Below are 25080 nucleotides of genomic sequence, written 5' to 3' on the forward strand. Positions count from 1 at the left end.
TGGGTTCTTATGACACTGACGCATCTGGATGAGTTTACCCGCGCCCTGCCGTACTCCCTGGATGACTTCCAGGTCGAAGGCTGCCAGGCCGTCGAGGACGGTCATGGCGTCTTGGTCTGTGCGCCAACGGGTGCGGGCAAGACCATCGTGGGTGAGTTTGCCGTGTCCCTAGCGTTGAGCCAGGGAACACGTTGTTTCTACACAACCCCGATTAAGGCTCTGAGTAACCAGAAGTACCACGATCTGGTCGAGGCACACGGCGAAGACGCCGTCGGCCTGCTCACTGGTGATGTCTCCATCAACTCCTCGGCAGACATTCTCGTTATGACCACCGAGGTTCTGCGCAACATGATTTATGCCGGATCTGGTGCACTCGACCGGCTTACCCATGTGGTCATGGATGAAATCCATTTCCTTGCAGACGCTTCCCGCGGAGCAGTGTGGGAAGAGGTCATCCTCAACCTTGATGAACACGTTTCCATCATTGGTCTTTCCGCAACCGTGTCCAACTCAGAAGAATTTGGTCGATGGCTCAGCACCGTGCGTGGAGATACCACCGTCATCGTCTCGGAGAAGCGCCCCGTCCCGCTGGATCAGTGGATGATGGTGGGGCGCAAGATTTACCCACTTTTCGAACCGAATTCCGGTGGACAGGTCAACACTGAATTGGCGCGCCGCATCGCTCGGCTCGAGTCGGGGGAACGCACATCCGATCACGGTAATGATCGCCACGAGTACACACGTACCAGCTTCCGGTCACGCGCACGCCACAAGGGTGGCGGTCGCGGACGTCGGGGCGACGACCAAGGCCATGGCAACGCTGCACGCAGCGGAGCGCCCCGCGCCCAGGACCGCTACCGTCCGCTCGGCCGCCCTGAGGTGCTTAAAGAGCTGCAATCCATGAACATGCTGCCGGCCATTACTTTTATCTTCTCCCGCGCTGGCTGCGATGGTGCCCTTTACCAGTGCTTACGCTCCCGCATGGTTCTGACCACTCCGGAGGAAGCAACCGAAATCAAGGCCATCGTGGACCGCGGAGTGGAAGGAATCCCGGAAGAAGACTTGCAGGTCTTGGACTTCAAACGTTGGCGCGAAGCGCTGTCTCGTGGGTTCGCCGCCCATCATGCCGGTATGCTGCCAGCGTTCCGGCACATCGTGGAGGAGCTTTTCGTCAAAGGTTTAGTCAGGGCGGTCTTTGCTACTGAGACCCTCGCACTCGGCATTAATATGCCAGCGCGCACGGTGGTGCTGGAGAAGCTCATCAAATTCAACGGTGAGGCTCACGTCGACCTCACCCCTGGACAGTACACGCAGCTCACCGGACGCGCGGGACGCCGTGGGATCGATACACAGGGCAATGCCGTTGTCCAGTGGGCGCCAGCGATGGATCCCCAGGCCGTCGCCGGGCTTGCGTCCACGCGTACCTACCCGCTCATTTCCACCTTCGAGCCGGGCTACAACATGGCGATTAACTTGCTCGGCATGCTCGGCTTTGATGAATCTCTCCGCCTGCTGGAGAAATCTTTCGCTCAGTTCCAAGCAGACGGTTCCGTGGTGGAGGAGACCCGTGAGATTGAACGTGCAGAGCACCGCGTGCGCGAACTTAGAGCGCAACTTGAGGACGCCATCTCCCACCTAGCACCACCTACAAAAGATGGTGATGATGCCGCCGAGGTCCTCATGGACTATATGCGCCTGCGCCGGGCACTTTCTGAGGAGGAGAAGGCCGCCCAAGCCAATAAGAAACACGAGCGCCGCAAGGAAGTCGCCGCTGTTCTTGCACGCCTCCAGGTAGGTGACGTCATTGCCATTGCCACGCGCAAGCGCCCCACCTTGGCAGTCGTCATTACGCCAGCTAATCAAACCGCTGATCCCCGCCCATGGGTCACCACCGAAACAGGATGGTCCGGGCGCATCGACGCCGAAGGTATCGAGAACCCGCCCATCACCGTGGGCCACATGAAGCTGCCGCGCGCAGCGCAGAAGAATCCGCGTCGCCACACCAAGTACGTTCAGGATGCCTTCAAGCGGGACTTTTATAAACGGCCGAAGAAGATGCGCACGGAACCACGAAACCGTCCAAATAAAAAGGTGGGGGAGCTGCGAGACGCACTACGCCAGCATCCAGTCCACCATTGGCCGGCTACTGACCGCGAGCAGCTGGCTGGAGTAGCTCAGAAGCTCGCTCGTCGCGAGCGGGACTTGGAGAAACTCGAAACCAAGGTCGAACGCGCCACGGATACCTTGGGACGGACCTTTGAACGCATCGTCGACCTTCTCGCTGAGATGGATTACGTCGAGTTTGAGGGCTACGGTGACGACCGCGAGCCTGTCATCACCGATGAAGGTGAGCGTCTTGCCAAGATTCACTCCGAGTCGGACCTCCTCGTTGCGCAATGCCTCAAGAGAGGTATCTGGAACGACCTAGACCCAGCTGAACTGGCTGGTGTGGCCTCCCTCTGTGTCTTTGAAAACCGCAAGGCTACACGCGGTGAAGCGGGGGCAGCCACCGATCCCATGGCGGACGCCATGGAGGATACGTGGCGGATTTATACCGAACTTGTCGCCGATGAAAAACGGCATCACCTGCCCCAAACCCGGGAACCGGAAGCAGCTTTTGCCCTAGCCATCCACCAGTGGACGGCAGGAGCACCGTTGGCCTACTGCATGGCCGCCGCCAATGAAGCGGGCGCTGAGCTGACCCCGGGTGACTTCGTGCGGTGGTGCCGCCAGGTGGTGGATTTGCTCCAGCAAATCGCCAAGACTGGCTACGAGGAGGAAATTCGCCGCAATGCCCGGCGCGCCATTGACGCTATTCAGCGAGGCGTCGTGGCTATCGGCGCTTAAGGTCCGCGGCTGCCGCGATGAGTGCTCGGCGGTGGGGAGCAACCAGCGCCAGAGTGGCGATGCGCAGGTTCTTGCCGCATGGATCGAGGATGAGTGCTTGGGTGCCCACGACCTCGTCGTTGACGAATGCTGGGCCACCCGAGTCGCCCTTCACAGCCGGAGGGGCGTTGAACACCATACCGGCGGGCGATACCGTCGTGCGGAAGTCAACGGACCACGTGCGGAAAAAGGGGAAGAGAAAGAGTCCTTGACGCATCTGGGCGCGACGGGCTTTTCCCCCGAATCCCCACGTGTCAATCGGAGCGCGGAAAGACGGAGTCGTCACAGCAACTCCGGGCACATCGCGGGCAGGCGCGGGCGCGTCAAGCACACACAGCGCCATATCGGTGCCGTCGATGGTGCGCACGGCTTTAATTCGCCGGCTAAAACCACCACTGACTTTGTACTGGTCGCTCTCTTCGAGGCCGTCACGGAAGAAGTGCGCGCAGGTCAGGACCAGGTCAGTGTGGTGCTGAGAGCGCGCGTTAAGTGAGGAATCCACCAAGACACCCGAGCAATAACCGTTGCGGGTATGGATTTTCACGACAGCGGGATGAGTTTTCACGTGCTCTAGCCTAACGAGGAAGCGCACAGATTGGCACAGTACGGCGGTAAGCTGACGGGCATGACTGATTACGCTTCCCGCCTTTCGCGTGCACGTGAGGTAGCGGCCGCACGCGGCATTGACGTCGCCCTTATCGGCACCGGCGCTGAATTCGCCTATCTCACCGGCTCTTGGGTGACTTCCCATGAACGGCTTACCTGCTTAGTGATCCGGCCTGATGCTGAGCCCGCTATCGTAGCGCCAAGCACTGATATTGAGTCCCTCAAGGGCGTGGACGCCGAGCTTCGCGGGTGGAAGGATGGCGTGGATCCGTATGCCTTGGCGTTGGAGGACATCAACCCACACCACGTGGCGTTAGGTTCGACGCTCACGGCCGATCATGTACTGCGTTTCCAGGCGCTGCTCGACGACGCGTCCTATGTTCTGGCCACTGACGTACTCTCTGAGCTCTTTACTCGCAAAGACGTCGATGAGCGTGATCAGCTTCGCACGGCGGCGCACGCAATTGATGCGGTCCATATCGAGGTGCCTCGTCTCCTGCAGCCAGGCCGCACTGAGGCCGAGGTAGCAGAGGATCTTCGTCAGCTCATACTGCGCGAACACAGCACGGTTGACTTCATCATTGTTGGCTCCGGAGCTAACGGTGCGAACCCCCATTATGACTACGGTGATCGCGTGCTGTCTGCCGGTGATCCCGTCGTGGTGGATATTGGTGGCACGCTACCTTCGGGTTACCATTCCGATTGCACGAGGACCTATGTCGTTGGTGGGGATGTCACTGCAGCACCTGCCGATTTTCGGGAGGCATACACAGTGCTGGAGAAAGCTCAGGCTGCTGGCCGCTCTGCAGCACGCCCCGGCGTCAGTGCACAAGAAATTGACCGTGTGACCCGCCAGATCATTGAGGAAGCCGGGTGGGGAGACTACTTCACCCACCGCACTGGCCACGGAATTGGGCTGTCTACTCACGAGGAGCCTTTCATCATGGAAGGCAATGGGCTGGAGCTCGCTGAGTCCATGGCGTTTTCCATCGAGCCAGGCATCTATGTTCCAGGTAAATGGGGAATGCGCCTAGAAGACATTGTAGTGACCACTGCGGGAGGCCACGAATCTCTCAACCAAGCACCGCGGGAGCTGCGCTAATGGGTGCTCTGTTGATTCTTGGCGGGCGAAGTGACATCGGCGGAGAGCTCGCTCGCCGGTTGTGCCATGACCGCCCAGTCGTCCTGGCAGCACGGGGCGAGCACGGCATGGAGGAGTTACAGCAAGAACTATCCGCAGCAGGAGCCACCGCGGTCCATACCCTGTCCTTTGATGCCGCTGAAGTTGAGGGCCATCGAGACGTCGTCGAGCGCGCGGCACAGCTAGCGGGTGAACCCATCACCACGGCCGTGGTTGCCTTCGGCATCTTGGGGGATCAGGACCGTGCAGAACGCGACGAGGCCCATGCCTTTGATATCGCGCTGGTGGACTATGCAGCTCAGGTATCCATGCTCACCGTGTTGGCCGATGTTATGCGCTCTGGCCACATCGTCGCATTCTCGTCGATTGCGGGGTGGAGGGCACGCCGTGCCAACTATGTCTATGGCTCGACCAAAGCTGGGCTGGATGCTTTCTGCCAGGGCCTAGCGGACCGACTGCACGGAACCGACTTGGCACTCATTACCGCACGTCCTGGCTTTGTTATCGGCTCCATGACAACTGGTATGAAGCCGGCGCCGTTGTCGGTGACGCCAGACGTAGTCGCGGAAGCCGTCGCGCGGGTGATTGAATCCGGTTCAGGCTCGCGCACGCTATGGATTCCACGCGCGCTTCAGCTCTTGGCCTGGATTATGAAGCTCGTGCCGCGCCCCATCTGGCGGCACATGCCGCGTTAATCCTGCAGATAGGGTGATTGCGCGTCGAAGATGAACCCACGTGGGGCTAGGACGCGCAGGACGACGTCCGCATCACCATCCGCAAGGTCGTGGAGCACCAAGCCTCGCCACGGTGTCACCGTAATAGGTACGTCTAGCTGAGCAATAAGTCCGGCATACTCGCCCGGCAGAACACCCTTGTGTAATCCTGCGCCCAGATCGACGCGGCCCTTAGCGGTGTGCTCGGTGAGCCAACCGATGGGCGCGTGTGCCAACGCTGCGGGACCACGATCCGAGTGGGCTCCTTCAGCTTCGGCGGAGGACATAGCTTCGCCCGCAACGGCGTCGCTCGTGACCGACGTAAGAACGGAGTCGATGAGGGCGGGGAGGGCGTCGTCAAGCGCCAGCACCTCATCGGACACGCGGCCATCCTGGATAAGGCGCACCAACGTGGTATTTGCCGGGTTCTGCAGCTGTAGGCCTAGCGATACTCCGTGCGCCACAATGTCACCGTGGCCACCATCGATGCCCACGACGGTGTGCACCAAGCGCGTGAGAGCGCCCTCGTGCTCCGGCACCACCGCAGCGAGCTCCTCAGCCACGCGCACAGCCAAGGTACGAGCATGCAGAGACAGCGGAGAGGCCACGACGTGCGGGGCACTGTGGGGCAGTGACACACTGCTCATATCGGCCTCATCGTCAACTCCACGCAAGGTAAGAACGCTGTGCTCATCGAGGTAGACATAGCCATCAGCGTGCTCACGTGCTGCCTGGCCCAGCGCCAGCCACTGCTCAGGTGTCACCACGCCGCCAGCCGGATAGAAGTGCAAGGTATGAGACATGATGACTCAGTCTACTGGCCCTAGGAGGGGCAGCAGCGAACCGGCAGGTAAACCGAGTAGGGTAGGCGGCATGCCCTTTGTTCTGTTCATCGCGTACATCCTTCTGGAAACCCTCGCCTTCTGGGCCGTCGCGAACTGGATCGGCGTTCTCTGGGCCCTGCTTGCTTTAGGGCTCACCATGCTCTTTGGCATGACCATCGCCAGCTGGGAAGTGCGCCGCATGATGTCCGCTCGCATCCGCCAAACCGGGGACGGCGTGTATGTCATGGAAGACCCCACACCAGGTAAAACCGCAGGAAACGTGGGTTTGACTATGGTGGGCGGCATCCTGCTCTCTGCACCGGGGTTTGTGTCCACAGTTCTGGGCGCGCTGCTGATCTTTGCACCGACACGTTCTATTATCCGAACGCTCTTGGCCGCATCCATGTTCAAGAAGATTGAGAACCTAGGCGTGCGTGTTTATGAGGCCTCACCGATGGCCCAGCACCGCGATTCCTATGGTTCTTTTGGAACTACGGGCCCATCAGGACCGGTGGATCCGAATAACTTCAACCACGAGATCATTGATGAGGACGAGCTGCGGGAGTGGACCCAGCACGTCAAGCCTGAGGACTTCGGGGACGGCAAGAAGTAGTGGTCGAGGTACTCGCGCGTCTCATTCTGGCTGCCGTCTCCGGCGGTATCACGTTCCTTGCCGTCGAACCGCGCGGCTGGTGGGCTGCCGGTGTTTTCGGCGTGGCGCTGTTAGTTGCAGCGCTGTCGCCGTGGCGTCATGCCCAGTCACAGTCTCAACCATCGCTGGCGTGGTCAGCACTTATCGCTACGGTACACAGCGCGGTCCTGTACCTATGTATGTTGCCGTGGATAGGCGAGCTCGTGGGCAACATGCCCTACATTGCTCTGGCAGTCTTCTTGTCTCTCTACAGCATTCTGTTGGGCATCGGTGGGGCGGCACTGTTGCGGTGGCGCCATGGCTTCGCACTCTTTCCCTTCTTCTACGTCGCGGTGGAATTGCTGCGTTCCTCGGTGCCTTTCGGCGGTTTCTCGTGGGTACGCCTAGCTTGGGGCCAGATTGAAGGCCCCTTGGCTCACCTCGCGCCATGGGGCGGTCCAGCGCTCATTTCCTTCGCCGTGGTGTGTGTCGCAGGGGGCCTCGTTGGTCTGGCGCGCGCGCCGAAGCTTGCCTGTGTGCTCATTGCGCTGCCGTTGCTAGCGGGTATTCTCGCCGGGTTCGGGATCGACCGGCCAGGTAACACGACGGGCTCGGTCACGGCCGCAGCAGTCCAAGGCAACGTTCCGCGCCTCGGCTTGGACTTCGCAGCCCAACGCCGCGCAGTGCTCGACAACCATGTCCGGGTTACCGAACAAGCCGCCCAGGACGGAGCGCGCCCAGACATCGTTATCTGGCCAGAAAATGCCTCCGATATCAATCCCTTCACAAACGACGACGCACGTGCGCTTATCGACGCCTCCGCGCACGACATTGATGCCCCCATCCTCGTGGGAACCTTGACCGTCGATGAGGTGGGTGCGCGCAATACGATGCAGGTTTTCAATCCCGATGGCACGGTAGGAGAGCACCACCACAAGAAGTATCTGCAGCCTTTCGGTGAAACGATGCCGATGCGGGACTTCTTTGCAAAGATCACCGATCTGGTCGACCTTGCCGGGGATATGAAACCGGGCGATGGATCCGGGGTGGTCACCATGGCCGGCACGACTGTGGGCGTGGCAACCTGCTACGAGGTGAGCTTTGATCAAGCCTTCCGCACAGCAATCAACAACGGTGCGCAGATACTAACCACGCCCACGAATAATGCGACGTTTAGCGACTCGGACATGACTTACCAGCAGCTTGCTATGAGCCGGCTTCGGGCATTGGAGACTGACCGTGCGGTCATCGTCGCGGCTACCTCGGGCGTCTCCGCTATCGTGCATCCGGATGGCAGTGTCAGCCAGGCAAGCGGAATCTTTGAATCTGCCTATCTTGAAGAAGAACTGCCTTTGAGAAAAGGCCGGACTTTTGCGGTGCGTTATGGTTCGATCCTGCAGTTGCTCATGACTATTATTGGAACGGTCTGCGCGCTGCTCGCGGTCTATTCCACCTCATTGTCCACTCGTAGTAGTGCGCCACGTACGAAATCTAAAGGAGCAAAGAACTAGTGAGCTCGACCCGCGAATCCACCTTGGTCATTATCCCCACCTACAACGAGATTGAGAACCTGCCGCTGATCACCGGCCGCGTGCGCAAGGCTACCCCGGAGGTTCACATTCTCATCGTGGACGATAACTCCCCGGACGGCACCGGTGAAGCAGCCGATAAGTTGGCTGCAGAGGACGCCAACCTGCACGTCCTGCACCGAGAGGGCAAAGGCGGCCTCCTGGGTGCCTACATCGCTGGCTTCGAGTGGGGCTTGGAGAAGGACTACCAGGTGCTGTGTGAAATGGACGCAGACGGCTCCCACGCCCCAGAGCAGCTGCACCTGCTGCTCGAAGAGATCGACAAGGGAGCAGATCTCGTCATCGGCTCGCGCTATGTTCCGGGTGGCGAAACCGTCAATTGGCCAGCCAACCGTGAGCTACTCTCACGCCTGGGCAATAAGTACATTTCTGTCGCCCTTGGCGCAGGCATTAACGATATGACCGCGGGTTACCGCGCCTTCCGTCGCGAACTGCTTGAGCACCTTGACTTCGACAGCTTGTCCAAGGCTGGCTACATCTTCCAGGTGGACGTTGCCTTCCGCGCCATCAAGGACGGCTTTGACGTACGTGAGGTCCCGATTACCTTTACCGAGCGCGAGCTGGGTGAATCCAAGCTGGATGGCTCTTTTGTCAAGGACTCCCTCCTCGAGGTCACCAAGTGGGGTATCGCTCACCGCTCCGAGCAGGTCAGCGACTTCAGCGGTGAAGTATCCAAGCTCGCCACCCGCGCTGTGGAAGACCTTGAGCTCGGCGCGAAGGCCACCAAGGCCAAGAACGCGATTGGCGAGTTCGTAGACGATGTAACCCACTTGGTCTCCAACACGTTGAAGCGTTAGACACCGTTTTCGCCCTTTTAAGGCCCGTGAGCAGAAGACTGCTCGCGGGCTTTTGTGGTAATGACCAGTTGCGGTGCTAATGTCGTAAGTGGCACTTCTACCGTGCAACGTGATTCACTTCACGCCATTCTCACACTAAGGATCGTTCGGCACGTACCTGCCGATGGAGGAGACACTGCAATGGCAACCGTATCGTTCAAAGACGCCACTCTAACTTATCCTGGCGCCACGGAGCCCACCGTAAAGAAGTTCAACTTGGAGATTGCCGATGGCGAATTCCTCGTTCTTGTCGGCCCGTCCGGCTGTGGTAAATCCACCACACTGCGCATGCTGGCAGGTCTGGAAAACGTCACGGAAGGCGCCATCTACATCGGTGATAAGGACGTCACCCATGTTGCTCCGCGCGACCGTGACATTGCCATGGTTTTCCAGAACTACGCACTCTACCCACACATGACCGTGCGCGAGAACATGGGTTTCGCCCTCAAGATTGCTGGTAAGTCGCAAGACGAAATCAACCGGCGTGTCGATGAAGCAGCAGCTACCCTCGGCCTTACCGAGTATCTGGAGCGCAAACCGAAGGCATTGTCAGGTGGTCAGCGCCAGCGCGTGGCCATGGGGCGTGCCATCGTACGTAACCCACAGGTCTTCCTCATGGATGAGCCGCTGTCGAACCTCGATGCCAAGCTCCGCGTCCAGACTCGTACCCAAATCGCCGCGCTCCAGCGCAAACTGGGCGTCACAACCGTCTACGTCACCCACGACCAGACCGAGGCCTTGACCATGGGTGACCGCATTGCGGTACTCAAGGACGGTTACCTCCAGCAGGTTGGTGCCCCGCGCGAGCTCTATGACCGCCCAGCTAACGTTTTTGTCGCGGGCTTTATCGGCTCCCCGGCTATGAACCTCGGCACCTTCACGGTGAAGGATGGCGTGGCACATTCTGGACAGGCGCGCATCGCGCTCTCCGAGGAAACCCTCGCCGCAATGACTCCGGAGGACAACAACCGGATTACCATAGGCTTCCGTCCAGAAGCCTTGGAGATCATCCCCGAAGGCGAGTCCACCGAGCACTCCATCCCGATTACCTTGGACTTCGTGGAGGAGCTTGGTTCCGATTCCTTCCTCTACGGCAAGCTCGTTGGTGATGGCGATCTCGGTTCTTCAGCCGAGGACGTTCCTGAGTCGGGGCAAATCGTCGTGCGCGCGGCCCCGAATACTGCACCCGCCCCCGGCAGCGTCTTCCACGCCCGCATTGCTGAGGGCAGCCAGCACAACTTCTCGGCGTCGACCGGCGTTCGTCTACCCTAAAGACGTCCGTGAAAAGAGGTGACCTGTCATGAAGGAGTCCATGAGCATCACCTCCTCGACGTATGCGTCAGCGTTACTGACGCTTCCGTGGGACACCCCGTTGGAGCAATGGCCCGATAAACTCATCGCCGCGCTGCCTCGGGGTATTTCCCGGCACATCGTTCGCTTTGTGGGTGTCGAGCGAGGCATCATCGCGGTAAAGGAGATTGGAGTACGCACTGCTCATCATGAGTACAAAATGCTCCGCGAGCTTCAGCGCTTAGGGGCGCCTAGCGTTCGCCCAGTTGCAGTTATTACTGGCCGCCAACCCGCGGATGAGGAATACGGCGAGCTCACTGCCGCTTTAGTCACCGAGCACTTGGAATTCTCCCTGCCGTACCGCGAGATCTTCTCCCGACAGCTCACAACGGTGGAGGCTGAAAAACTCATCCGCGCCTTGTCCGTGTTACTCGTGCGCATGCATCTTCTCAGCTTTTACTGGGGCGATGTATCCTTGTCCAATACTCTTTTTCGTCGCGATGCCGAGACTTACTCGGCCTATCTCGTCGACGCTGAAACAGGGGAGTTTCAGCCCAATTTGTCAGAATCACGCAGGCTTTACGACGTTGACATTGCCCGCGTAAACATCATCGGCGAATTAATGGACCTGCAAGCCGGTGACTATTTGGACACAGGCATCGATGTCATTGCGCTTGGAAGCCTCGTCGAGTCCTCGTACCTCGAGCTCTGGGAGGAACTCACCGCGGAAGAATCCGTGGACGCGAGCGAATATTGGAAAGTCTCCGAGCGCATTGATCGTCTCAATCAGTTGGGCTTTGATGTCGGCGAGCTCAAGGTCAGTAAAGACGCTTCCAAGCACACCGTCCGCATCCGCCCCGTTGTGGTGGACCCAGGGCATTACCGCGCGCAGCTTCTCAGCCTCACAGGGTTAAGCGTTGAGGAGCACCAGGCCCAGCGTCTCCTCAGCTCCATTCAGGCCTACCAAGCGGTGGAATGCAGTCCTCATGTCAGCCTAACCCAGGCCGCACACCGCTGGATGACGCAAGAATACGAGCCCACCATCGCCGCCATCCCGGATGACCTGCTGGGCAAGCTTGAACCAGCTCAGGTATTTCACGAGATCACGGATCATCGCTGGTTTCTTTCTCAAGATAGGGGAGAAGCCGTCTCCCTCGCCGAGGCCACCGAATCCTATCTCGCGACCGTTCTGCCTTCGCGCCGCGATGAAGCACGGCTCCTTCGAACGGTGTCGCGCGGTTTCGACGCAGAGTTTTAACGACACGATCGGCGGTTTGTTATAACCGCCCGCGTGCCCTAGCTGACGCTTTAAACCACACAGATGGTCAAACACCAGAGGCGCACTTTCTGCGTATAGTTCCCAGATTTAAGTCCGTATGCCCCCATAAATGGGGAGTTTTCGGGCACCTAGATATGCATATGGTCACAATCGGACGTATTCGTGCAATTTCTTTTTGTTTATGTGGATTATCTCACTAAAGTGGAAGTCAAGCTAGCTAGTTCATAACTGGGTATATCCCGTTATCCTCACAACTAGTAGGCGCCGGGCGATGCTCCTTTAGGGAGAGCACAGACCCGGAGATAACCACATACGCAGGGGGCCGGCTGTTACTGCATGGCCCCTTACACCAGCGTTTCATCAAGAAAGATGAGGAAACAATGAAGCGTCTCACTCGAATCGCGTCGGTCACCATGGCCTCCATGCTTGCCGCCGCCAGCCTCGTAGCTTGCTCCTCCAGTTCTGCAGACGACGAAGGCGATGTCTACTTCCTGAACTTCAAGCCTGAGCAGGATGCCGCCTACCAAGAGATTGCCAAGGCCTACACCGAGGAAACTGGCGTGAAGGTCAAGGTCGTTACCGCTGCCTCCGGCTCCTATGAGCAGACCCTCAAGGCTGAGATTGGTAAGGACGAAGCCCCGACGCTCTTCCAGGTAAACGGCCCAGCAGGATTCATCACCTGGCAGGACTACATGGCTGACATGTCCGATACGGAGGTAGCACAGCAGCTCACCGAGGATATTCCGCCACTCACCACCGAGGACGGCGAAGTACGCGGTGTTCCGTTTGCTGTAGAGGGTTTCGGAATCATCTACAACGACGAAATCTTCGACAAGTACATCGCAACCTCTGGTGCCAAGATCAAGTCCACCGATGAGATCACCAACTACAAGAAGCTCAAGGAAGTTGCCGAGGATATGCAGTCCAAGAAGGACCAACTCGGCATCGACGGTGCCTTCGCTTCTACCTCCTTGACCTCTGGTGAAGATTGGCGCTGGCAGACTCACCTGGCTAACGCCCCAATTTGGCAGGAGTACCAGGACAAGAACGTCGAGGACACCAACGAGATTGATTTCTCCTACAACAAGGAGTTCAAGAATCTCTTCGACCTCTATCTGGACAACTCCACTGTGGAGAAGACTCTCGCACCGTCCAAGACAGTTACCGACTCCATGGCCGAATTCGCCCAAGGCAAGGCCGCCATGGTCCAGAACGGTAACTGGGCATGGTCCCAGATTTCTGAGACCTCCGGCAACGTTGTGAAGGAAGACAATATTAAATTCCTCCCGATGTACATGGGCCTTCCGGATGAGGAGAAGTTTGGCCTCAACGTTGGTACCGAGAACTACCTCGGCATCAACTCCGAGGCATCTGAAGCAGACCAGCAGGCCACGAAGGACTTCGTCGACTGGCTGTTTACTTCTGATGCAGGCAAGGAGCACGTGGTCAAGGACCTGGGCTTCATCGCTCCGTTCGAGTCCTACACCGAGGAAGACACTCCAAACGATCCGCTGGCAAAGCAGGTGGCAGAAGCCATTGCGAACAAGGATCTCACCACGTACCCATGGAACTTCCAGTACTTCCCGTCCCAGCAGTTCAAGGATGACTTTGGCCAGGCTCTCTCGCAGTACGCCTCCGGCACCTTGAAGTGGGAGGATGTTGTGGCTCAGTTCAAGGACAATTGGGCCGCTGAAAAGGAAACCAACTGGGGTTAACTAAGAACTCCTTGAAGTTTCAACCTCAGCGAGGGGCGTCTCTTCATGGCGTCCCCCGCCCGCTCCCTCCGTGGGGGCGTGTGCTACCTCTCTCACTAGCAGTCAACACAGGGGGAGAGGAAGCAGACGCTCTCACACAGCGTGTGCGAGCCGCGCACGATTCACTCACACAGTTCCACTGAATTGAAGGTCTCACCACCATGCAAGCAACGCTGAAGAAGTACTTCCCAGTCTTTGTCTTGCCCACCTTGCTGGCATTCATGATTGCCTTCTTGGTCCCATTCATCGTGGGCTTCTTCCTGTCCTTTACGAAGTTCACCACGATCACCAACGCCAAGTGGGTGGGCATTGACAACTACGTCAAAGCTTTCTCGGAACGCGAAGGATTTATCTCGGCCTTCGGTTTCACCGTCCTCGTGGTCATCGTCTCGGTGATTACCGTCAATGTCTTCGCCTTTCTCCTGGCGTGGATGCTGACCCGCAAACTGCGCGGTACCAACTTCTTCCGCACAGTGTTCTTTATGCCTAACCTCATCGGTGGCATCGTGCTGGGCTATACCTGGCAGACCATGATCAATGCGATCCTCGCTAACTATGCCACCACCATCTCGGCCGACTGGAAATTTGGCTACGCCGGCCTCATCATGCTGCTTAACTGGCAGCTCATTGGCTACATGATGATTATCTACATCGCCGGCCTGCAAAACGTTCCCCCGGAACTCATCGAAGCCGCTGAGCTCGATGGCGTTAACAAATGGGAAATGCTTCGCCACGTGACCATTCCGATGGTCATGCCGTCCATCACCATCTGTCTGTTCCTCACCTTGTCGAATTCCTTCAAACTCTTCGACCAAAACCTCGCGCTGACCAACGGCGCACCTGGCGGACAGACGGAAATGGTGGCGCTCAACATCGTCAACACGCTGTTCAACCGAATGAACGTCGAGGGCGTGGGACAGGCCAAGGCCGTCATCTTCGTCGTCGTTGTGGTCGTCATCGCGTACTTCCAGCTGCGCGCGACCCGTTCCAAGGAAATCGAGGCTTAAGTCATGACTACCAGCACTTCTGCGCACGCCGTCCCGGCCACCAAAAAGAAGGAGCACAAGCTGCCTTCAGATAATGAAACCCGCATGTCGGGTGGTGCAAAATTCGTGGTTTACGCCATCCTAGTGTTCTTCACCATTGTGTTCCTTGGCCCGATTCTCTTCATCTTTATCAACTCTTTCAAGTCGAAGTTCGCTATTTCCTCCGACCCATTCTCCTTGCCGGTTGGCGAAACCTGGGTGGGCTTTGAGAACTTCATGGTAGGACTCACCAAGCAGGGCTTCCTTGAGGCTACGCTGTGGTCCTTCGTCATCACGATTCTCTCTGTTATCGTCATCGTGTTTTTCTCCGCCATGACGGCGTACTACATCACGCGAGTCAAGACTTGGTGGACTAGTCTGCTGTACTACCTGTTCGTCGTATCCATGATTATCCCGTTCCAGATGGTCATGTTCCCGACGGTCAAGATTGCCGACATGCTTCACCTCAACAACCCGCTAGGAATTGTGGTCCTGTACTTGGGCTTCGGTTCTGGACTCTCGGTGTTCATGTTTGCAGGCTTTGTAAAATCGATTCCCATCGATGTTGAGGAAGCCGCCATGATCGATGGCTGTGGCCCGATTCAGAACTACTTCCGCGTGGTGTGGCCTATGCTCAAGCCCACCGCAGTGACGGTTGCCATTCTTAATGCCATGTGGGTATGGAACGACTACCTCCTGCCGTACCTGGTCATTGGTTTGTCAACGCGCTACAAGACCATCCCGGTGGTTATCCAGTCCTTCGTGGGCTCCAACGGTAACCGCGATATGGGTGCCATGATGGCCATGCTTGTGCTCGCAATCATTCCGATTGTTATCTTCTACTTCTCGACGCAGAAGCACATCATCGAAGGCGTGGCCGCGGGCGCGGTCAAGGGCTAAGAAATCCCTTCGAATTGCCACCGTGTCAACAGGCCTCCCGCAGTCTTTCGGGAGGCCTGTTCTCTGTCGTCAGCACACATCCGATACGTTAGGAAACCATGAACCGCTTCCTAGGGCCCGAGTCGAAGTTCTATGCCGTTCTGAGCCTGTTCGCTGACCTCGTTATCGTCAACGTGCTTGTCGTCATCACATGTTTTCCTGTGGTGACTGGGGGGATGTCACTGCGTACGGCCCACGAGGTCACCGGTCACATGGTTCGGGAAGAAGGATCGCGGCGTGGTTCCACATTCATCCGAAACGTGCTCACCCGTCCATGGACCAATACCGCCTGGTGGCTTGTCTGTCTCGCAGCAGCCGGGCTAGCGGCCTATGAGTTCGCCATCATTGCCAGGGCCGACCTAGGGCACATGGGTATCGTTTTACGTGCCGCACTTATCTCCGGACTCATCGTGCTGAGCTGCATCAGTGTCTGGTTCTTTCACCTCGATGCTCCAAACAGTGGGTTTCGGCGTCGGTGTGCAGCGGCCATAACCCACGCCGTAGCGCACTTACCACGGACACTCCTGGCGATTGCGCCGGGTGTGCTTATGGTCCTCTTTCCGTTCTTTTTCCCGGAACAATGGGGGAGTTTCGTCTTCTTCCTCGCCGTGCTCGGCCCAGCCCTCGCCATCTACTTGGCTGAGCTGGCGCTGCAGTGGCCAGAGCTTTCGACGCAGACCGCTAGAAACTCCTAAAACGACAATAGGGTAGAGGCGCCCTAACGGGCCTCTACCCTTAGCCATTACGGCAGGAAGCTCAACGAGGTCTTAGGACTCGTTCTCTTCCTGTTCCTTCTGCTCCTTGAGCAAGCGAGCAGCTGCGCGGCGGCGGGAACGGAGGTTGTCGATGCGCTCCGTCAACAACTCATCGAGTTCCTCAATAGAGCGACGCTCACGCAACATGTCCCAGTGAGTACGTGGCGGCTTGGTGGGCTTGGACTCGACTCCTTCGCCCTCCACGAGGGTGCCAAGCTTGCCGTTCTTGCACATCCACTCCTCAGGGATTTCCGCATCATCCGCGAATGGCACCTCGTAAATCTCGCCGTCCTCGGTGCGGTACTTCACCATTCGGCGGGGCGCCAAATCGTGGTCGCGGTCGGTTTCGTAGCTCACAGCGCCCATGCGGCTGCCACGGAGCACGCGATCTGCCATGCAACATCATCCTTTTCAAGTAGTGAGGGAGGGTAAGGAGCAACCTTTATCACCTAAAGTTCCTCTAGTATAACGAACGTCCCCAAGCCTTTGTTCCCACCCTCAGCTTTATGGGCTAAGGTGTGTGGAGTGATTGGTACACAGGATCGGCAGCCAGGCTCGCCACGTCGAAAAGGCGCCACCACCTGCCAATGGTGCGGCAAAGACATCCCGCAGGGCGGACGCGGTCGACCACGTAAATTTTGTTCGGCCTCATGTAAGCAACGTGCTTATGAGCAGCGCCAGAACGTTGCGGGAACTGCCATCCCTGCCGATGCCGTTATCCTCACCCCAGATAGGGCCGATCAGCTACGTGATGGCCTCTTTGAGCTGCGGTGCTGTGCAGAAGATGTGGCGACGGCGGCGTCGGAAAGCGCCAGCGCTGAGGAGATGGAAGAACTGTGTACGGAGCTGGTCACGTTAGCACGCAAGCTAGAGGAATTGAGATAGAACATGAAATCAGTATTTGGTAACCGCAAGCTGGTCATCAGCGTCTTCGTGATTCTGATTCTCGCCTCGACCGCGTTGGCACTCGGACCGCTCGTGTTCTCTTTGGTTATGGGCCGTGGTGTCAAGACTGAACCCATAAATCTAGACCGGGTGAAGGCCGCTTCGACGGAACTTGACGGGCAGTGGAACGTGGTCAAAGGCTCGCCGTATAACTTCACATCAGCGGGCTTTACTATCGACGAAATCCTTCCTGCAGACAAGCGCACAACGTCCGGCTCGACTAAAGAAGTAACTGGTCAGGCCACCATTTCAGACTCGGTCGTAGAAGCAGCTACCATCACCGTGGATATGACAACTCTCACCACCGATAAAAAGGTGCGCGATCAGAACATGAAGACCAAACTGTTTGAGGTCGCAAAATACCCGGAGTCCACGTTCGAGCTGACTGAACGAGCTGATCTTTCTAGCGTGCCTGACGACGCTTCACCAGCCACCATTCCGCTCACTGGCAATCTCACCATCCATGGCGAGACTCAGAAAGTCACGACTGATTTTCAGGTCGTGCGCGATGGTGACACCATCATCCTCGGCGGCGATATTCCGATCAATCGCCTGGACTTCGGCATAGAAACCCCGGAGATGATTGCTGCCAAAATCTCTGAGGTTGGCGACGTTAATGTCCGCGTAACCCTGCAGAAGTAGCGCCATGAAGTCTCGTCACCTCATCACCGTCTTATGGGTGCGCCTCGTTGTGCTCGCGGGCTTCGGCATCTTCATCTGGTTCACGGGCACGAAGCTGTTGGCAGCGTTCTCTGCGGTCCTTGTCGCCTTGACAGTTGTCCAACTCGCCATGGCATACCGGCAGCGTTAGGTGCGGGAATCCCAACCCTTTACGTCACAGTGACTTTATAAAGGTGTGTATTTACGCACCGGGGAAGTAGCGCACCAGGTCGCCTTTTGGCCGCTTTTCGTCAGACTTACCTGCAGATCGGACACTCAACTCTCGCAGTCATGGCGACAACAAGAGGGCCGGCGGGCACCGCCAAGCAGAGACGGCACGATTGCAGTCGGCTACGAGGATTCAACCGACCGGCCGCCGGGGTGCCTGCGTTCCGCAACCGTGTCGGCGAGCTGGACCACAGAGCGCTCGGCGCAAGTCCATATAGACTTACGGAGCAAGGCAAGCCAGCGCCCGCGGCGCCTCATGCAGAAGTGCGCCGGCGTCAAGGTTCACGGCCGAACATTAACCGAGGGAAGCATCGTTGCGCTCCCGCCCATAACGTTGTGTCCGATAATGTACATTATGTCAGATAATATGGACGGCCCACACCAAAGCCTCCCCTGCACTAGCTTACAGCCTGTGCAACACGCGCTTCGGGCGTCGGTTCATCGAGGGGCTGGCGCCGCACAATGGCAGCGAAGATCGCTCCGGTGACATTGGCCCACACAGCAGCAACCACTCCGGGTAGCGCCGCTTCCGGAGTAAAGAACTGCAACGCCAGCGCTGAGGCCAGCCCAGAGTTCTGCGTGGCTACTTCAATGGCCGTCGTGCGCGCCGCGGACTCGCGCTCGCGGGCAATCTTGGCCAGATAGTAGCCGAAGATGAATCCGATGAGGTTCTGTATGGCCACGCCCACAAAGACGATAAGGCCCACCGTCACCAGTTTCTCCTGGGACCTCGAGACCACGGCCATCACCACTGCACCAATACCGGCAATCGCTACCCACGGCAATACAGGGAGAACCTTGTCCACAGTTCTGCTCGCTACGACGCGTAGAAGCAAGCCCAAGCCCACTGGGATAAGGACGGTCTGCACCAGCGACCACATCATGCCCTTGCCATCCACGTCCGCGGTCTGTCCCGCCAACCACAGCATCAGCACTGGCGTCATGAAGGGTGAGACCAACGTGGATACCGAGGTCATAGCGACGGACAACGCCACGTCACCTTTGGCCAGGAAGGCCATGACATTTGAAGCCGTTCCACCGGGGACGGAGCCCAGGAGGATGAGGCCGACGGTGGCGGCGTCGGAAAGCCCTAGTACCTTTGCCACCAGTAGCGCGCTCGTGGGCATGATGGCGAACTGACAGAGCACGCCCAAGAAGATGGGCATGGGACGTTTCGCCACCAACGCCAAATCCGGGATAGTCAACGTCAAGCCCATGGAAAACATAATGACCATGAGTAGTTGCTTGGTGTACTGGCCTACCGGTTCAAAAGTACTGGGGCTCGCAAATGCCACGGCAGCGCAGGCAATGATGACGATGGGGAAGGCATAAACAGCGATCTTTTCACCGCGCTCCCCTTCCGTACGTGGGCTGGTCATAGCATGTCCTTTCCATTAGCAATCTCATTCAGTGGACCAAGTATCCCACATCGTAGACGACACGCACCCCCTTTTCGCCCATATTTACTGTCAACCGATAGATTAGAGGTATGTCCAAGCTCTTTAGTCCCGATACCTCTCGCCTCTCACGTCCCGAAGGCACCACCAGCCAAGCCGACGCCGTTCCCGCCCGCTACCGTCACGGCTCCCCTGCCGAACTCGTCGCGGACATGGAGGCCCTCGTCGGCGCAGAGAACGTGCACGGCCGACTGAGCGACCTCGTGCGTTTCTCCTCCGATGCCGGTCCTTACCGCTCTATCCCCCAGATCGTTGTCTCACCGCGCAACGCCGCTGACCTTTCAGCTCTCATGGCCTACTGCGACGCTAATAACCGCCACATGACTTTTCGCGCCGCCGGTACTTCCCTCAACGGTCAAGCGATGAGTGATGACATCTTGGTTGACGTTAAGACGCACTTTACCGGCATGGAAGTACGTAATGGCGGCACCAAGCTGTGGTCCCGACCAGGCGTCATTCTAGGCGATGCCCAGGCCGTACTGTCCCGCCATGGTTTTATGTTGGGACCTGACCCGGGGTCAACTTCCGTGTGCACCATCGGTGGCGTACTCGCCGACAACTCCGGAGGAATGCGCTGCTCGCTGGAGCGCGATAGCTACCACAGCATCGAAGAACTCGTCTTCGTTCTCCCTTAGGGCACCATTGTTGATACCGCTCGTGGTGATGACGCCTTCCGGAAGCAGGAGCCGAAGCTCCACGCGGATCTGCTGGCCTTCCGCGATAGGCTTCGCGCCAATACCGAGATGGTGGAGTTCCTCCGCACCAAGTTCTCCATCCGTAACACCAATGGCCTTCGCATCGATGCCTTCCTCGATGAGGACGAGCCGGTACACATTCTCAAACGCCTCCTCATCGGTTCTGAAGGTATCTTCGGTGCCATTACCGAGTCCGTTATGCGCACGGTAAAGCTACCTCGCGTGAAGGCCACCACCTGGGTCGAGCTGCCCAACCTGCGTGATGCCGCCAACTTCGTGCATCCCATTATGGAAACCGGTGCTGAGGCCTGCGAGTTGCTCGTTGCTCCGGTCATGCGCCGCTCGGCAGAGCACTACTCCCACGCGCCGGCGTCGTGGCGGACCCTCGACGATAACGCGGCAGCCGTCCTCGTAGAGATCGGTGGTGGAGACGAGAACGAGCTGAACCAGGCCATGGAGCGCCTGCGCACTGTGCTTGCCGACGCCCCACTGCTCCGCCCCCTTGAATTCCTCACCACCCCGGAGGACATGCGCGGAGCATGGGAGCTGCGCAACGGCCTATATGGCCTGCTCGGTGCTGACCGCCCTAACGGCACGGCCTACATCACCGAGGACGTGTGCTTCCCGTCGGCACAGGTAGGCGAAGCGGCAGCGGACCTGATGGATCTGCAGGCCAAGTACGGTTACCCGGAATCCGTCATGGGGCATGCCGCTTTTGGCAACCTGCACTTCTTCTTTACCCCGCGCTTCGACCGCGAAGAAGAACGGGAATCCTATGCCAACTTCCTCGATGACTTGGCAGAGCTGGTCATCGACAAGTACCAGGGCTCAATGAAGGCAGAGCACGGCACCGGTGTGAATATGGCGCCCTTCCTCGAGCACGAATGGGGCACGGAGGCCTTTGAGCTTTTCTGGGAGGTCAAGAACATGATTGACCCGAAAGGCATCCTCGCTCCCGACGTGAAGCTCACTCGCGATCACACCATTCACCTGCGCAACTTCAAGTCCTTCCCCAAGGTGGAAGATGAGATCAACCCCTGCGTGGAATGCGGCTTCTGCGAGCCAGTCTGCCCGTCGCGTCACGCAACGGTTACTCCACGTCAGCGCATTGTGTTGCGCCGCGAAATGGCCCGCCAAGAGGAGGGCTCGGAGGTTCTTGCCCAACTGCAGAAGGAGTATCAGTACGACGCGGTCGATATGTGTGCCGCCGACGGGACCTGCTCCATCCCCTGCCCCATCAGCATTGATACCGGTGCCGTGATGAAACAGCTGCGTCACCAGCAAGCCACCCCGGCCCGTGAGAAGGTCGCGCTGACCACAGCGCAACGCTGGGACGTCGTGGAAAAGCTGGCCCGCGCCGGCATCATTTCCGCCAACAAGATTCCGCACAAGCCGCTCGAGCTAGGCGCGAACATGGCCCGTAACGTCGTGGCGCCAGACCTGCTGCCGACTGTTCCTGGGCCGTTGCCGAAAGGCGCCTCCCGCCTACCGGAGACTCCACGCGAGGGCGCTCAGGCGCTCTACTTCCCTGCCTGCATTAACCGCATCTTCGGCCGCCCGGCAGGAGCCGCTCAGGACTCGGTGGACCTGCCACGCGCTGTCGTAGAGCTCGGCCGCCGTGCCGGCCAACCAGTGTGGATTCCGGAAGATGTAGCCGGCGATTGCTGCGGTACACCGTGGTCCTCCAAGGGCTACAAAGAAGGTTTCGAGTACCAAGCACAGAAGATCGTGCGTGACCTGTGGCACTGGTCTGAGCATGGCCGCCTGCCCATCGTGGTCGATGCTGCCAGCTGTACCCACGGCCTGCTGGATTCGGTTCCGGACGCGCTGTCTGCGGCCGACCACGAACTCTGGAAGGACCTGCGCATCCTTGATCTTGTGGAGTGGCTACGAGTTGAGATTGCACCGCACCTGCGGATTGTCAAAAACATGGGATCCATTGCCGTTCACCCCACGTGCTCTACGGATCACATGGGTATCAGCCAGGACCTCGTCGATTTGGCCAACCTCTGCGGTGACGCCAAGGTTCCTGAAGGTGCCATGTGCTGTGGCTCCGCGGGTGACCGCGTCATGCTCCACCCGGAGCTCGTCGAGTCCGCTACTCGCGAGGAACGCGCCTCGCTCGACGCTGAGCACTTCGAGGCGTACGTCTCCGATAACCGCACCTGCGAGATGGGGCTCGAGATGATCGCGGGCAAGACCTATGACTCTATTGCTGTGCTTCTCGAACGCGCGTCTCGTCCGGTCGTGACCCCTTAGCAACGCGCCGGTGGCGGTTCCCTGCGTGGGAAGCCCTACCACCGGCGCGTCGGATGTGGTGAAACCAGTTTTAGAGGTAGTCGTAGTTGATTTCGGTATCTGGGGCGAAGAACACGCAACCGCCCTTCATCGGGCGCAGGTAGATCGTGTCGCCCTGGTGCACGTCAATGCCGCGCGGTACCTTCACCGTGATCCGGTCACCACGGACCGCGATGACGTCGTCAGCCGACTCCTCGCGGCTGCCGTAGACGTACAGTTCGGAGCCTAGGTGCTCGACAATATCGACCCGGACCGGGAGACCATACTGCTCACCGGGCTGGTTCACGCCGACGATTTCCCAGTTCTCTGGGCGCACGCCGACGATGACGCGATCCGAATTCACCTTCGCCGCCTGCTCCTGTGGCATGTAGTAGTCCAGAGCATGGTCCTTGCCGCCAACGACACGCCCGTCAACGAACGGGACGTTCTCGATGAGGGTCATAGCCGGCGAACCGATGAACGTCGCCACGAAGGAGTTGCCGGGGTTCTCATACAGCGTGTTCGGCGCATCAACCTGCTGGATGATGCCCTGTTTGAGAACGCACACGCGATCTCCCATGGTCATCGCCTCAGTCTGGTCATGGGTAACGTAGACCGTTGTGGTGTTGAGCTCGCGCTGCAGCTGCAGGATCTGCGCACGTGTGGAGACACGCAGCTTCGCATCCAGGTTAGACAGCGGCTCATCCATAAGGAAGACCTTGGGCTGGCGCACGATAGCGCGCCCCATGGCCACACGCTGGCGCTGGCCACCCGACATCGCGGACGGCTTGCGGTCGATAAGGTCTTCCAGCTCGAGCATCTTTGCGGCAAAGTTCACGCGCTCTTCGATGGTTGCCTTATCCACCTTGGCGTTTTGCAATGCAAACGCCATGTTCTGGCGCGCTGTCATATTGGGGTACAGCGCATAGGACTGGAACACCATGGCTACATCGCGGTCCCGCGAACGGGTCTCAGTCACGTCAGCCCCATCGATGAAGATCTGCCCTTCGTCGATTGGCTCAAGGCCAGCGAGCATGCGCAATGTCGTCGACTTACCGCAGCCCGACGGTCCGACGAGTACCAAGAATTCGCCATCCTTGATATCGAGGTTAATGCGGCTGACCGCCGGAGGCTTCTTCGGATCGTAAATCCTGGAAGCTTGGCGGAATTCAACAGTAGCCATGATGTCCTTTCAAACGATGCGAAGAGTTACTTCAGCTTCGGGGTGATGTCACGGTCGATAACGCTCTGAGTCTCCTTCTGCAGGTCACCGAATGCGGACTCCACGTCCTCGTTGCCCACAGTGATGCGGTCAAGAACGCCACCGATACGCTGTCCACCGCCTGGCACGAAGACGCGTGCGTAATCCTGCGGCTTAGTGTTCTCGTTGAGCTGCTCGATTGCGGTCTGAGCGTTCGGGTTCTCCTCCAAGAACTTCTTCTCTTCCGGATCATCCAGGGCGTCCTTGCGCACCGGCATGTAGCCCGTCTTCTGGGAGAACTTGATGGTGTTCTCGGTGTTCGTCAGGAAGTCAATGAACTTGACCGCATTAGCCTTGCGCTCGTCGGAGATGCCAGCCGGGACGGCAAGACCAGCACCACCGGTGGCTGCCGAGGGGCCCGGGCCCGGCAGGTAGGTGGTAATGAACGGGATCGTCGCCGTCTCCTTCAGACCACCCAGGGAACCGGTGGACTCCAGAAGACCGGAGGCCTTTCCGGAGCCGAATGCGACGGTCGGGTCGGTAGAGATTTCGATGTGACCGGCCTTGACCTGGTCCTGCAGGAACTTACCGGCCTCGATGGACTCCTTGGAGGTAAAGTTCGGTTCCCACTCATCAGAGTAAGAACCACCGAAGGCCCAAATCATGCCCTGGAAGTACCAGTCGAGGTAGTTGGAGCCATCCGGTACGGTGACGGCAGGCTTGTCGAGCTTGTCCTTGATCTTGGTTGCCCACTCGTCGAACTCTTCCCAGTCCTTCGGACCACGGTCGGTGGGAAGACCAGCTGCCTTGAGGTCATCGGTATTCCAGTACATCAGGTTCGTGGAGCGGGAGTACGGAACGCCGTAGTGCTTATCCTTGTACTTGTAGTCCTCACGCAGGGTGTCCACGTAGCTCTCAGAGTCAATATCGTTCATCTCCCACAGCTCATCGAGCGGCGTGGTGGCCTCATTCAGTGCGAAGTTGAACCAGGTGACGTCGGACGCAACGAGGACGTCAGGCAGGTCGCCACCTGCGAGAGCAGCGTTGAAGCGCTGCGCAACTTCCTCATAGTTGGAGCCGGCGGTGACCAGCTCAACCTTCAGATCCGGGTTCTCCTTCTCGAATTCATCAATGAGCTCTTGCTCCAGGTCGCGGGAGGAACCCGGGTGGTTGGACCAGAAAGTAATGGTGTTGGCGTCGCCGCCGTCCTTGGAACCGCTTCCGGCAGTGTTGGAGCCACCTGCGCAGGCGGTCAGGGACACGGTGGTCAGCAGTGCCGCGCAGACGGCAACGATGCGAGTAGAAGTCTTACGAGACATGGTGGGAGTTCTCCTTGAAAAGTGAAGAGT

Annotated in this window: 21 protein-coding genes and 1 pseudogene; 16 read left to right on the forward strand and 6 right to left on the reverse strand. The window is 58.5% G+C overall.

Features of this window, described 5'->3' with window-relative positions; translation table 11 throughout:
- Positions 1-9: 9 nt before the first annotated feature.
- On the forward strand, positions 10-2847 hold the full coding sequence (locus tag I6J26_RS00070) for a DEAD/DEAH box helicase (protein ID WP_115022128.1): 2838 nt from the start codon (positions 10-12) through the stop codon (positions 2845-2847).
- On the opposite strand, the gene I6J26_RS00075 is transcribed toward I6J26_RS00070, so the two are convergent.
- Positions 2834-3451 (reverse strand): serine protease, encoded by a 618-nt coding sequence (locus I6J26_RS00075; protein ID WP_239121800.1) that lies wholly within the window; start codon positions 3449-3451, stop codon positions 2834-2836. The two genes, I6J26_RS00070 and I6J26_RS00075, sit on opposite strands and share 14 nt — an antisense overlap.
- Positions 3452-3511: 60 nt before the next feature.
- Between I6J26_RS00075 and I6J26_RS00080 the strand changes: the two genes are divergently transcribed.
- Complete coding sequence (locus I6J26_RS00080; RefSeq protein ID WP_115024337.1) at positions 3512-4594, forward strand: M24 family metallopeptidase; 1083 nt, start codon at positions 3512-3514, stop codon at positions 4592-4594.
- Positions 4594-5328: an SDR family oxidoreductase gene (locus I6J26_RS00085; RefSeq protein ID WP_115022131.1), complete on the forward strand. Its 735-nt coding sequence runs from the start codon at positions 4594-4596 to the stop codon at positions 5326-5328. The genes I6J26_RS00080 and I6J26_RS00085 overlap by 1 nt, the downstream gene beginning before the upstream one ends.
- Here I6J26_RS00085 and I6J26_RS00090 read toward each other — a convergent pair.
- Entirely contained in the window at positions 5325-6149 is an 825-nt protein-coding gene (locus I6J26_RS00090; RefSeq protein ID WP_115022133.1) for a cobalamin biosynthesis protein, read from the reverse strand. The genes I6J26_RS00085 and I6J26_RS00090 overlap by 4 nt on opposite strands.
- 70 nt (positions 6150-6219) lie before the next feature.
- On the opposite strand from I6J26_RS00090, the gene I6J26_RS00095 reads away from it, so the two are divergent.
- From I6J26_RS00095 to I6J26_RS00135, 9 genes are all read left to right on the forward strand, one after another.
- Complete coding sequence (locus I6J26_RS00095) at positions 6220-6783, forward strand: FxsA family protein (protein WP_115022135.1); 564 nt, start codon at positions 6220-6222, stop codon at positions 6781-6783.
- Complete coding sequence (lnt, locus tag I6J26_RS00100) at positions 6783-8312, forward strand: apolipoprotein N-acyltransferase (protein WP_115022137.1); 1530 nt, start codon at positions 6783-6785, stop codon at positions 8310-8312. Before I6J26_RS00095 ends, lnt begins: the two co-directional genes overlap by 1 nt.
- Positions 8312-9187 (forward strand): polyprenol monophosphomannose synthase, encoded by an 876-nt coding sequence (locus tag I6J26_RS00105; RefSeq protein ID WP_181815367.1) that lies wholly within the window; start codon positions 8312-8314, stop codon positions 9185-9187. The genes lnt and I6J26_RS00105 overlap by 1 nt, the downstream gene beginning before the upstream one ends.
- A gap of 180 nt (positions 9188-9367) precedes the next feature.
- On the forward strand, positions 9368-10498 hold the full coding sequence (locus I6J26_RS00110; protein ID WP_115022140.1) for an ABC transporter ATP-binding protein: 1131 nt from the start codon (positions 9368-9370) through the stop codon (positions 10496-10498).
- 28 nt (positions 10499-10526) lie between these two features.
- A complete protein-coding gene (locus I6J26_RS00115; RefSeq protein WP_115022143.1) occupies positions 10527-11774 on the forward strand; it encodes a DUF4032 domain-containing protein in 1248 nt (415 codons plus the stop codon).
- Between the two features lie 401 nt (positions 11775-12175).
- Positions 12176-13510 (forward strand): ABC transporter substrate-binding protein, encoded by a 1335-nt coding sequence (locus I6J26_RS00120; protein WP_115022145.1) that lies wholly within the window; start codon positions 12176-12178, stop codon positions 13508-13510.
- Positions 13511-13710: 200 nt separating this feature from the next.
- Positions 13711-14556 carry a carbohydrate ABC transporter permease gene (locus I6J26_RS00125; RefSeq protein ID WP_115022147.1) on the forward strand — a complete coding sequence of 282 codons (846 nt, stop codon included), beginning with the start codon at positions 13711-13713 and terminating at the stop codon, positions 14554-14556.
- 3 nt (positions 14557-14559) lie between these two features.
- Positions 14560-15474, forward strand: a complete 915-nt coding sequence (locus I6J26_RS00130; protein WP_115022150.1) for a carbohydrate ABC transporter permease — start codon at positions 14560-14562, stop codon at positions 15472-15474.
- A gap of 98 nt (positions 15475-15572) precedes the next feature.
- A complete protein-coding gene (locus I6J26_RS00135) occupies positions 15573-16208 on the forward strand; it encodes a hypothetical protein (protein WP_115022153.1) in 636 nt (211 codons plus the stop codon).
- Positions 16209-16280: 72 nt separating this feature from the next.
- Here I6J26_RS00135 and I6J26_RS00140 read toward each other — a convergent pair whose 3' ends face one another.
- Positions 16281-16664 carry an RNA polymerase-binding protein RbpA gene (locus I6J26_RS00140; protein ID WP_115022155.1) on the reverse strand — a complete coding sequence of 128 codons (384 nt, stop codon included), beginning with the start codon at positions 16662-16664 and terminating at the stop codon, positions 16281-16283.
- A 129-nt stretch (positions 16665-16793) separates the two neighbouring features.
- On the opposite strand from I6J26_RS00140, the gene I6J26_RS00145 reads away from it, so the two are divergent.
- Genes I6J26_RS00145 through I6J26_RS00155 form a run of 3 tightly spaced genes read left to right on the forward strand, consistent with a single transcriptional unit; the run spans position 16794 to position 18024 of the window.
- Positions 16794-17153 carry a hypothetical protein gene (locus I6J26_RS00145; protein WP_115022157.1) on the forward strand — a complete coding sequence of 120 codons (360 nt, stop codon included), beginning with the start codon at positions 16794-16796 and terminating at the stop codon, positions 17151-17153.
- 3 nt (positions 17154-17156) lie between these two features.
- Entirely contained in the window at positions 17157-17855 is a 699-nt protein-coding gene (locus I6J26_RS00150; RefSeq protein ID WP_115022160.1) for a YceI family protein, read from the forward strand.
- A 4-nt stretch (positions 17856-17859) separates the two neighbouring features.
- Positions 17860-18024 carry a hypothetical protein gene (locus I6J26_RS00155; protein WP_181815368.1) on the forward strand — a complete coding sequence of 55 codons (165 nt, stop codon included), beginning with the start codon at positions 17860-17862 and terminating at the stop codon, positions 18022-18024.
- A gap of 475 nt (positions 18025-18499) precedes the next feature.
- Here I6J26_RS00155 and I6J26_RS00160 read toward each other — a convergent pair whose 3' ends face one another.
- The gene (locus tag I6J26_RS00160; RefSeq protein WP_115022163.1) at positions 18500-19480 is read right to left on the reverse strand and encodes a bile acid:sodium symporter family protein; all 981 of its coding nucleotides are present in this window, start codon (positions 19478-19480) and stop codon (positions 18500-18502) included.
- A gap of 110 nt (positions 19481-19590) precedes the next feature.
- On the opposite strand from I6J26_RS00160, the pseudogene I6J26_RS00165 reads away from it, so the two are divergent.
- Positions 19591-22512: pseudogene (locus I6J26_RS00165) on the forward strand (FAD-binding and (Fe-S)-binding domain-containing protein).
- A 70-nt stretch (positions 22513-22582) separates the two neighbouring features.
- On the opposite strand, the gene I6J26_RS00170 reads toward I6J26_RS00165, so the two are convergent.
- Together I6J26_RS00170 and I6J26_RS00175 are read right to left on the reverse strand one after the other, a co-directional pair.
- A complete protein-coding gene (locus I6J26_RS00170; protein ID WP_042530888.1) occupies positions 22583-23713 on the reverse strand; it encodes an ABC transporter ATP-binding protein in 1131 nt (376 codons plus the stop codon).
- 26 nt (positions 23714-23739) lie between these two features.
- On the reverse strand, positions 23740-25050 hold the full coding sequence (locus tag I6J26_RS00175; protein WP_115022166.1) for an ABC transporter substrate-binding protein: 1311 nt from the start codon (positions 25048-25050) through the stop codon (positions 23740-23742).
- Positions 25051-25080: the final 30 nt, after the last annotated feature.

Source organism: Corynebacterium minutissimum, from assembly GCF_016889765.1.
GTDB lineage: Bacteria > Actinomycetota > Actinomycetes > Mycobacteriales > Mycobacteriaceae > Corynebacterium > Corynebacterium minutissimum_B.

Coding starts and splice junctions, on each gene's coding strand:
- I6J26_RS00070 (WP_115022128.1), top strand. CDS start 10: ATGACACTGACGCATCTGGATGAGTTTACCCGCGCCCTGCCGTACTCC.
- I6J26_RS00080 (WP_115024337.1), top strand. CDS start 3,512: ATGACTGATTACGCTTCCCGCCTTTCGCGTGCACGTGAGGTAGCGGCC.
- I6J26_RS00085 (WP_115022131.1), top strand. CDS start 4,594: ATGGGTGCTCTGTTGATTCTTGGCGGGCGAAGTGACATCGGCGGAGAG.
- I6J26_RS00090 (WP_115022133.1), bottom strand. CDS start 6,149: ATGTCTCATACCTTGCACTTCTATCCGGCTGGCGGCGTGGTGACACCT.
- I6J26_RS00095 (WP_115022135.1), top strand. CDS start 6,220: ATGCCCTTTGTTCTGTTCATCGCGTACATCCTTCTGGAAACCCTCGCC.
- I6J26_RS00110 (WP_115022140.1), top strand. CDS start 9,368: ATGGCAACCGTATCGTTCAAAGACGCCACTCTAACTTATCCTGGCGCC.
- I6J26_RS00115 (WP_115022143.1), top strand. CDS start 10,527: ATGAAGGAGTCCATGAGCATCACCTCCTCGACGTATGCGTCAGCGTTA.
- I6J26_RS00120 (WP_115022145.1), top strand. CDS start 12,176: ATGAAGCGTCTCACTCGAATCGCGTCGGTCACCATGGCCTCCATGCTT.
- I6J26_RS00125 (WP_115022147.1), top strand. CDS start 13,711: ATGCAAGCAACGCTGAAGAAGTACTTCCCAGTCTTTGTCTTGCCCACC.
- I6J26_RS00130 (WP_115022150.1), top strand. CDS start 14,560: ATGACTACCAGCACTTCTGCGCACGCCGTCCCGGCCACCAAAAAGAAG.
- I6J26_RS00135 (WP_115022153.1), top strand. CDS start 15,573: ATGAACCGCTTCCTAGGGCCCGAGTCGAAGTTCTATGCCGTTCTGAGC.
- I6J26_RS00140 (WP_115022155.1), bottom strand. CDS start 16,664: ATGGCAGATCGCGTGCTCCGTGGCAGCCGCATGGGCGCTGTGAGCTAC.
- I6J26_RS00150 (WP_115022160.1), top strand. CDS start 17,157: ATGAAATCAGTATTTGGTAACCGCAAGCTGGTCATCAGCGTCTTCGTG.
- I6J26_RS00155 (WP_181815368.1), top strand. CDS start 17,860: ATGAAGTCTCGTCACCTCATCACCGTCTTATGGGTGCGCCTCGTTGTG.
- I6J26_RS00160 (WP_115022163.1), bottom strand. CDS start 19,480: ATGACCAGCCCACGTACGGAAGGGGAGCGCGGTGAAAAGATCGCTGTT.
- I6J26_RS00170 (WP_042530888.1), bottom strand. CDS start 23,713: ATGGCTACTGTTGAATTCCGCCAAGCTTCCAGGATTTACGATCCGAAG.
- I6J26_RS00175 (WP_115022166.1), bottom strand. CDS start 25,050: ATGTCTCGTAAGACTTCTACTCGCATCGTTGCCGTCTGCGCGGCACTG.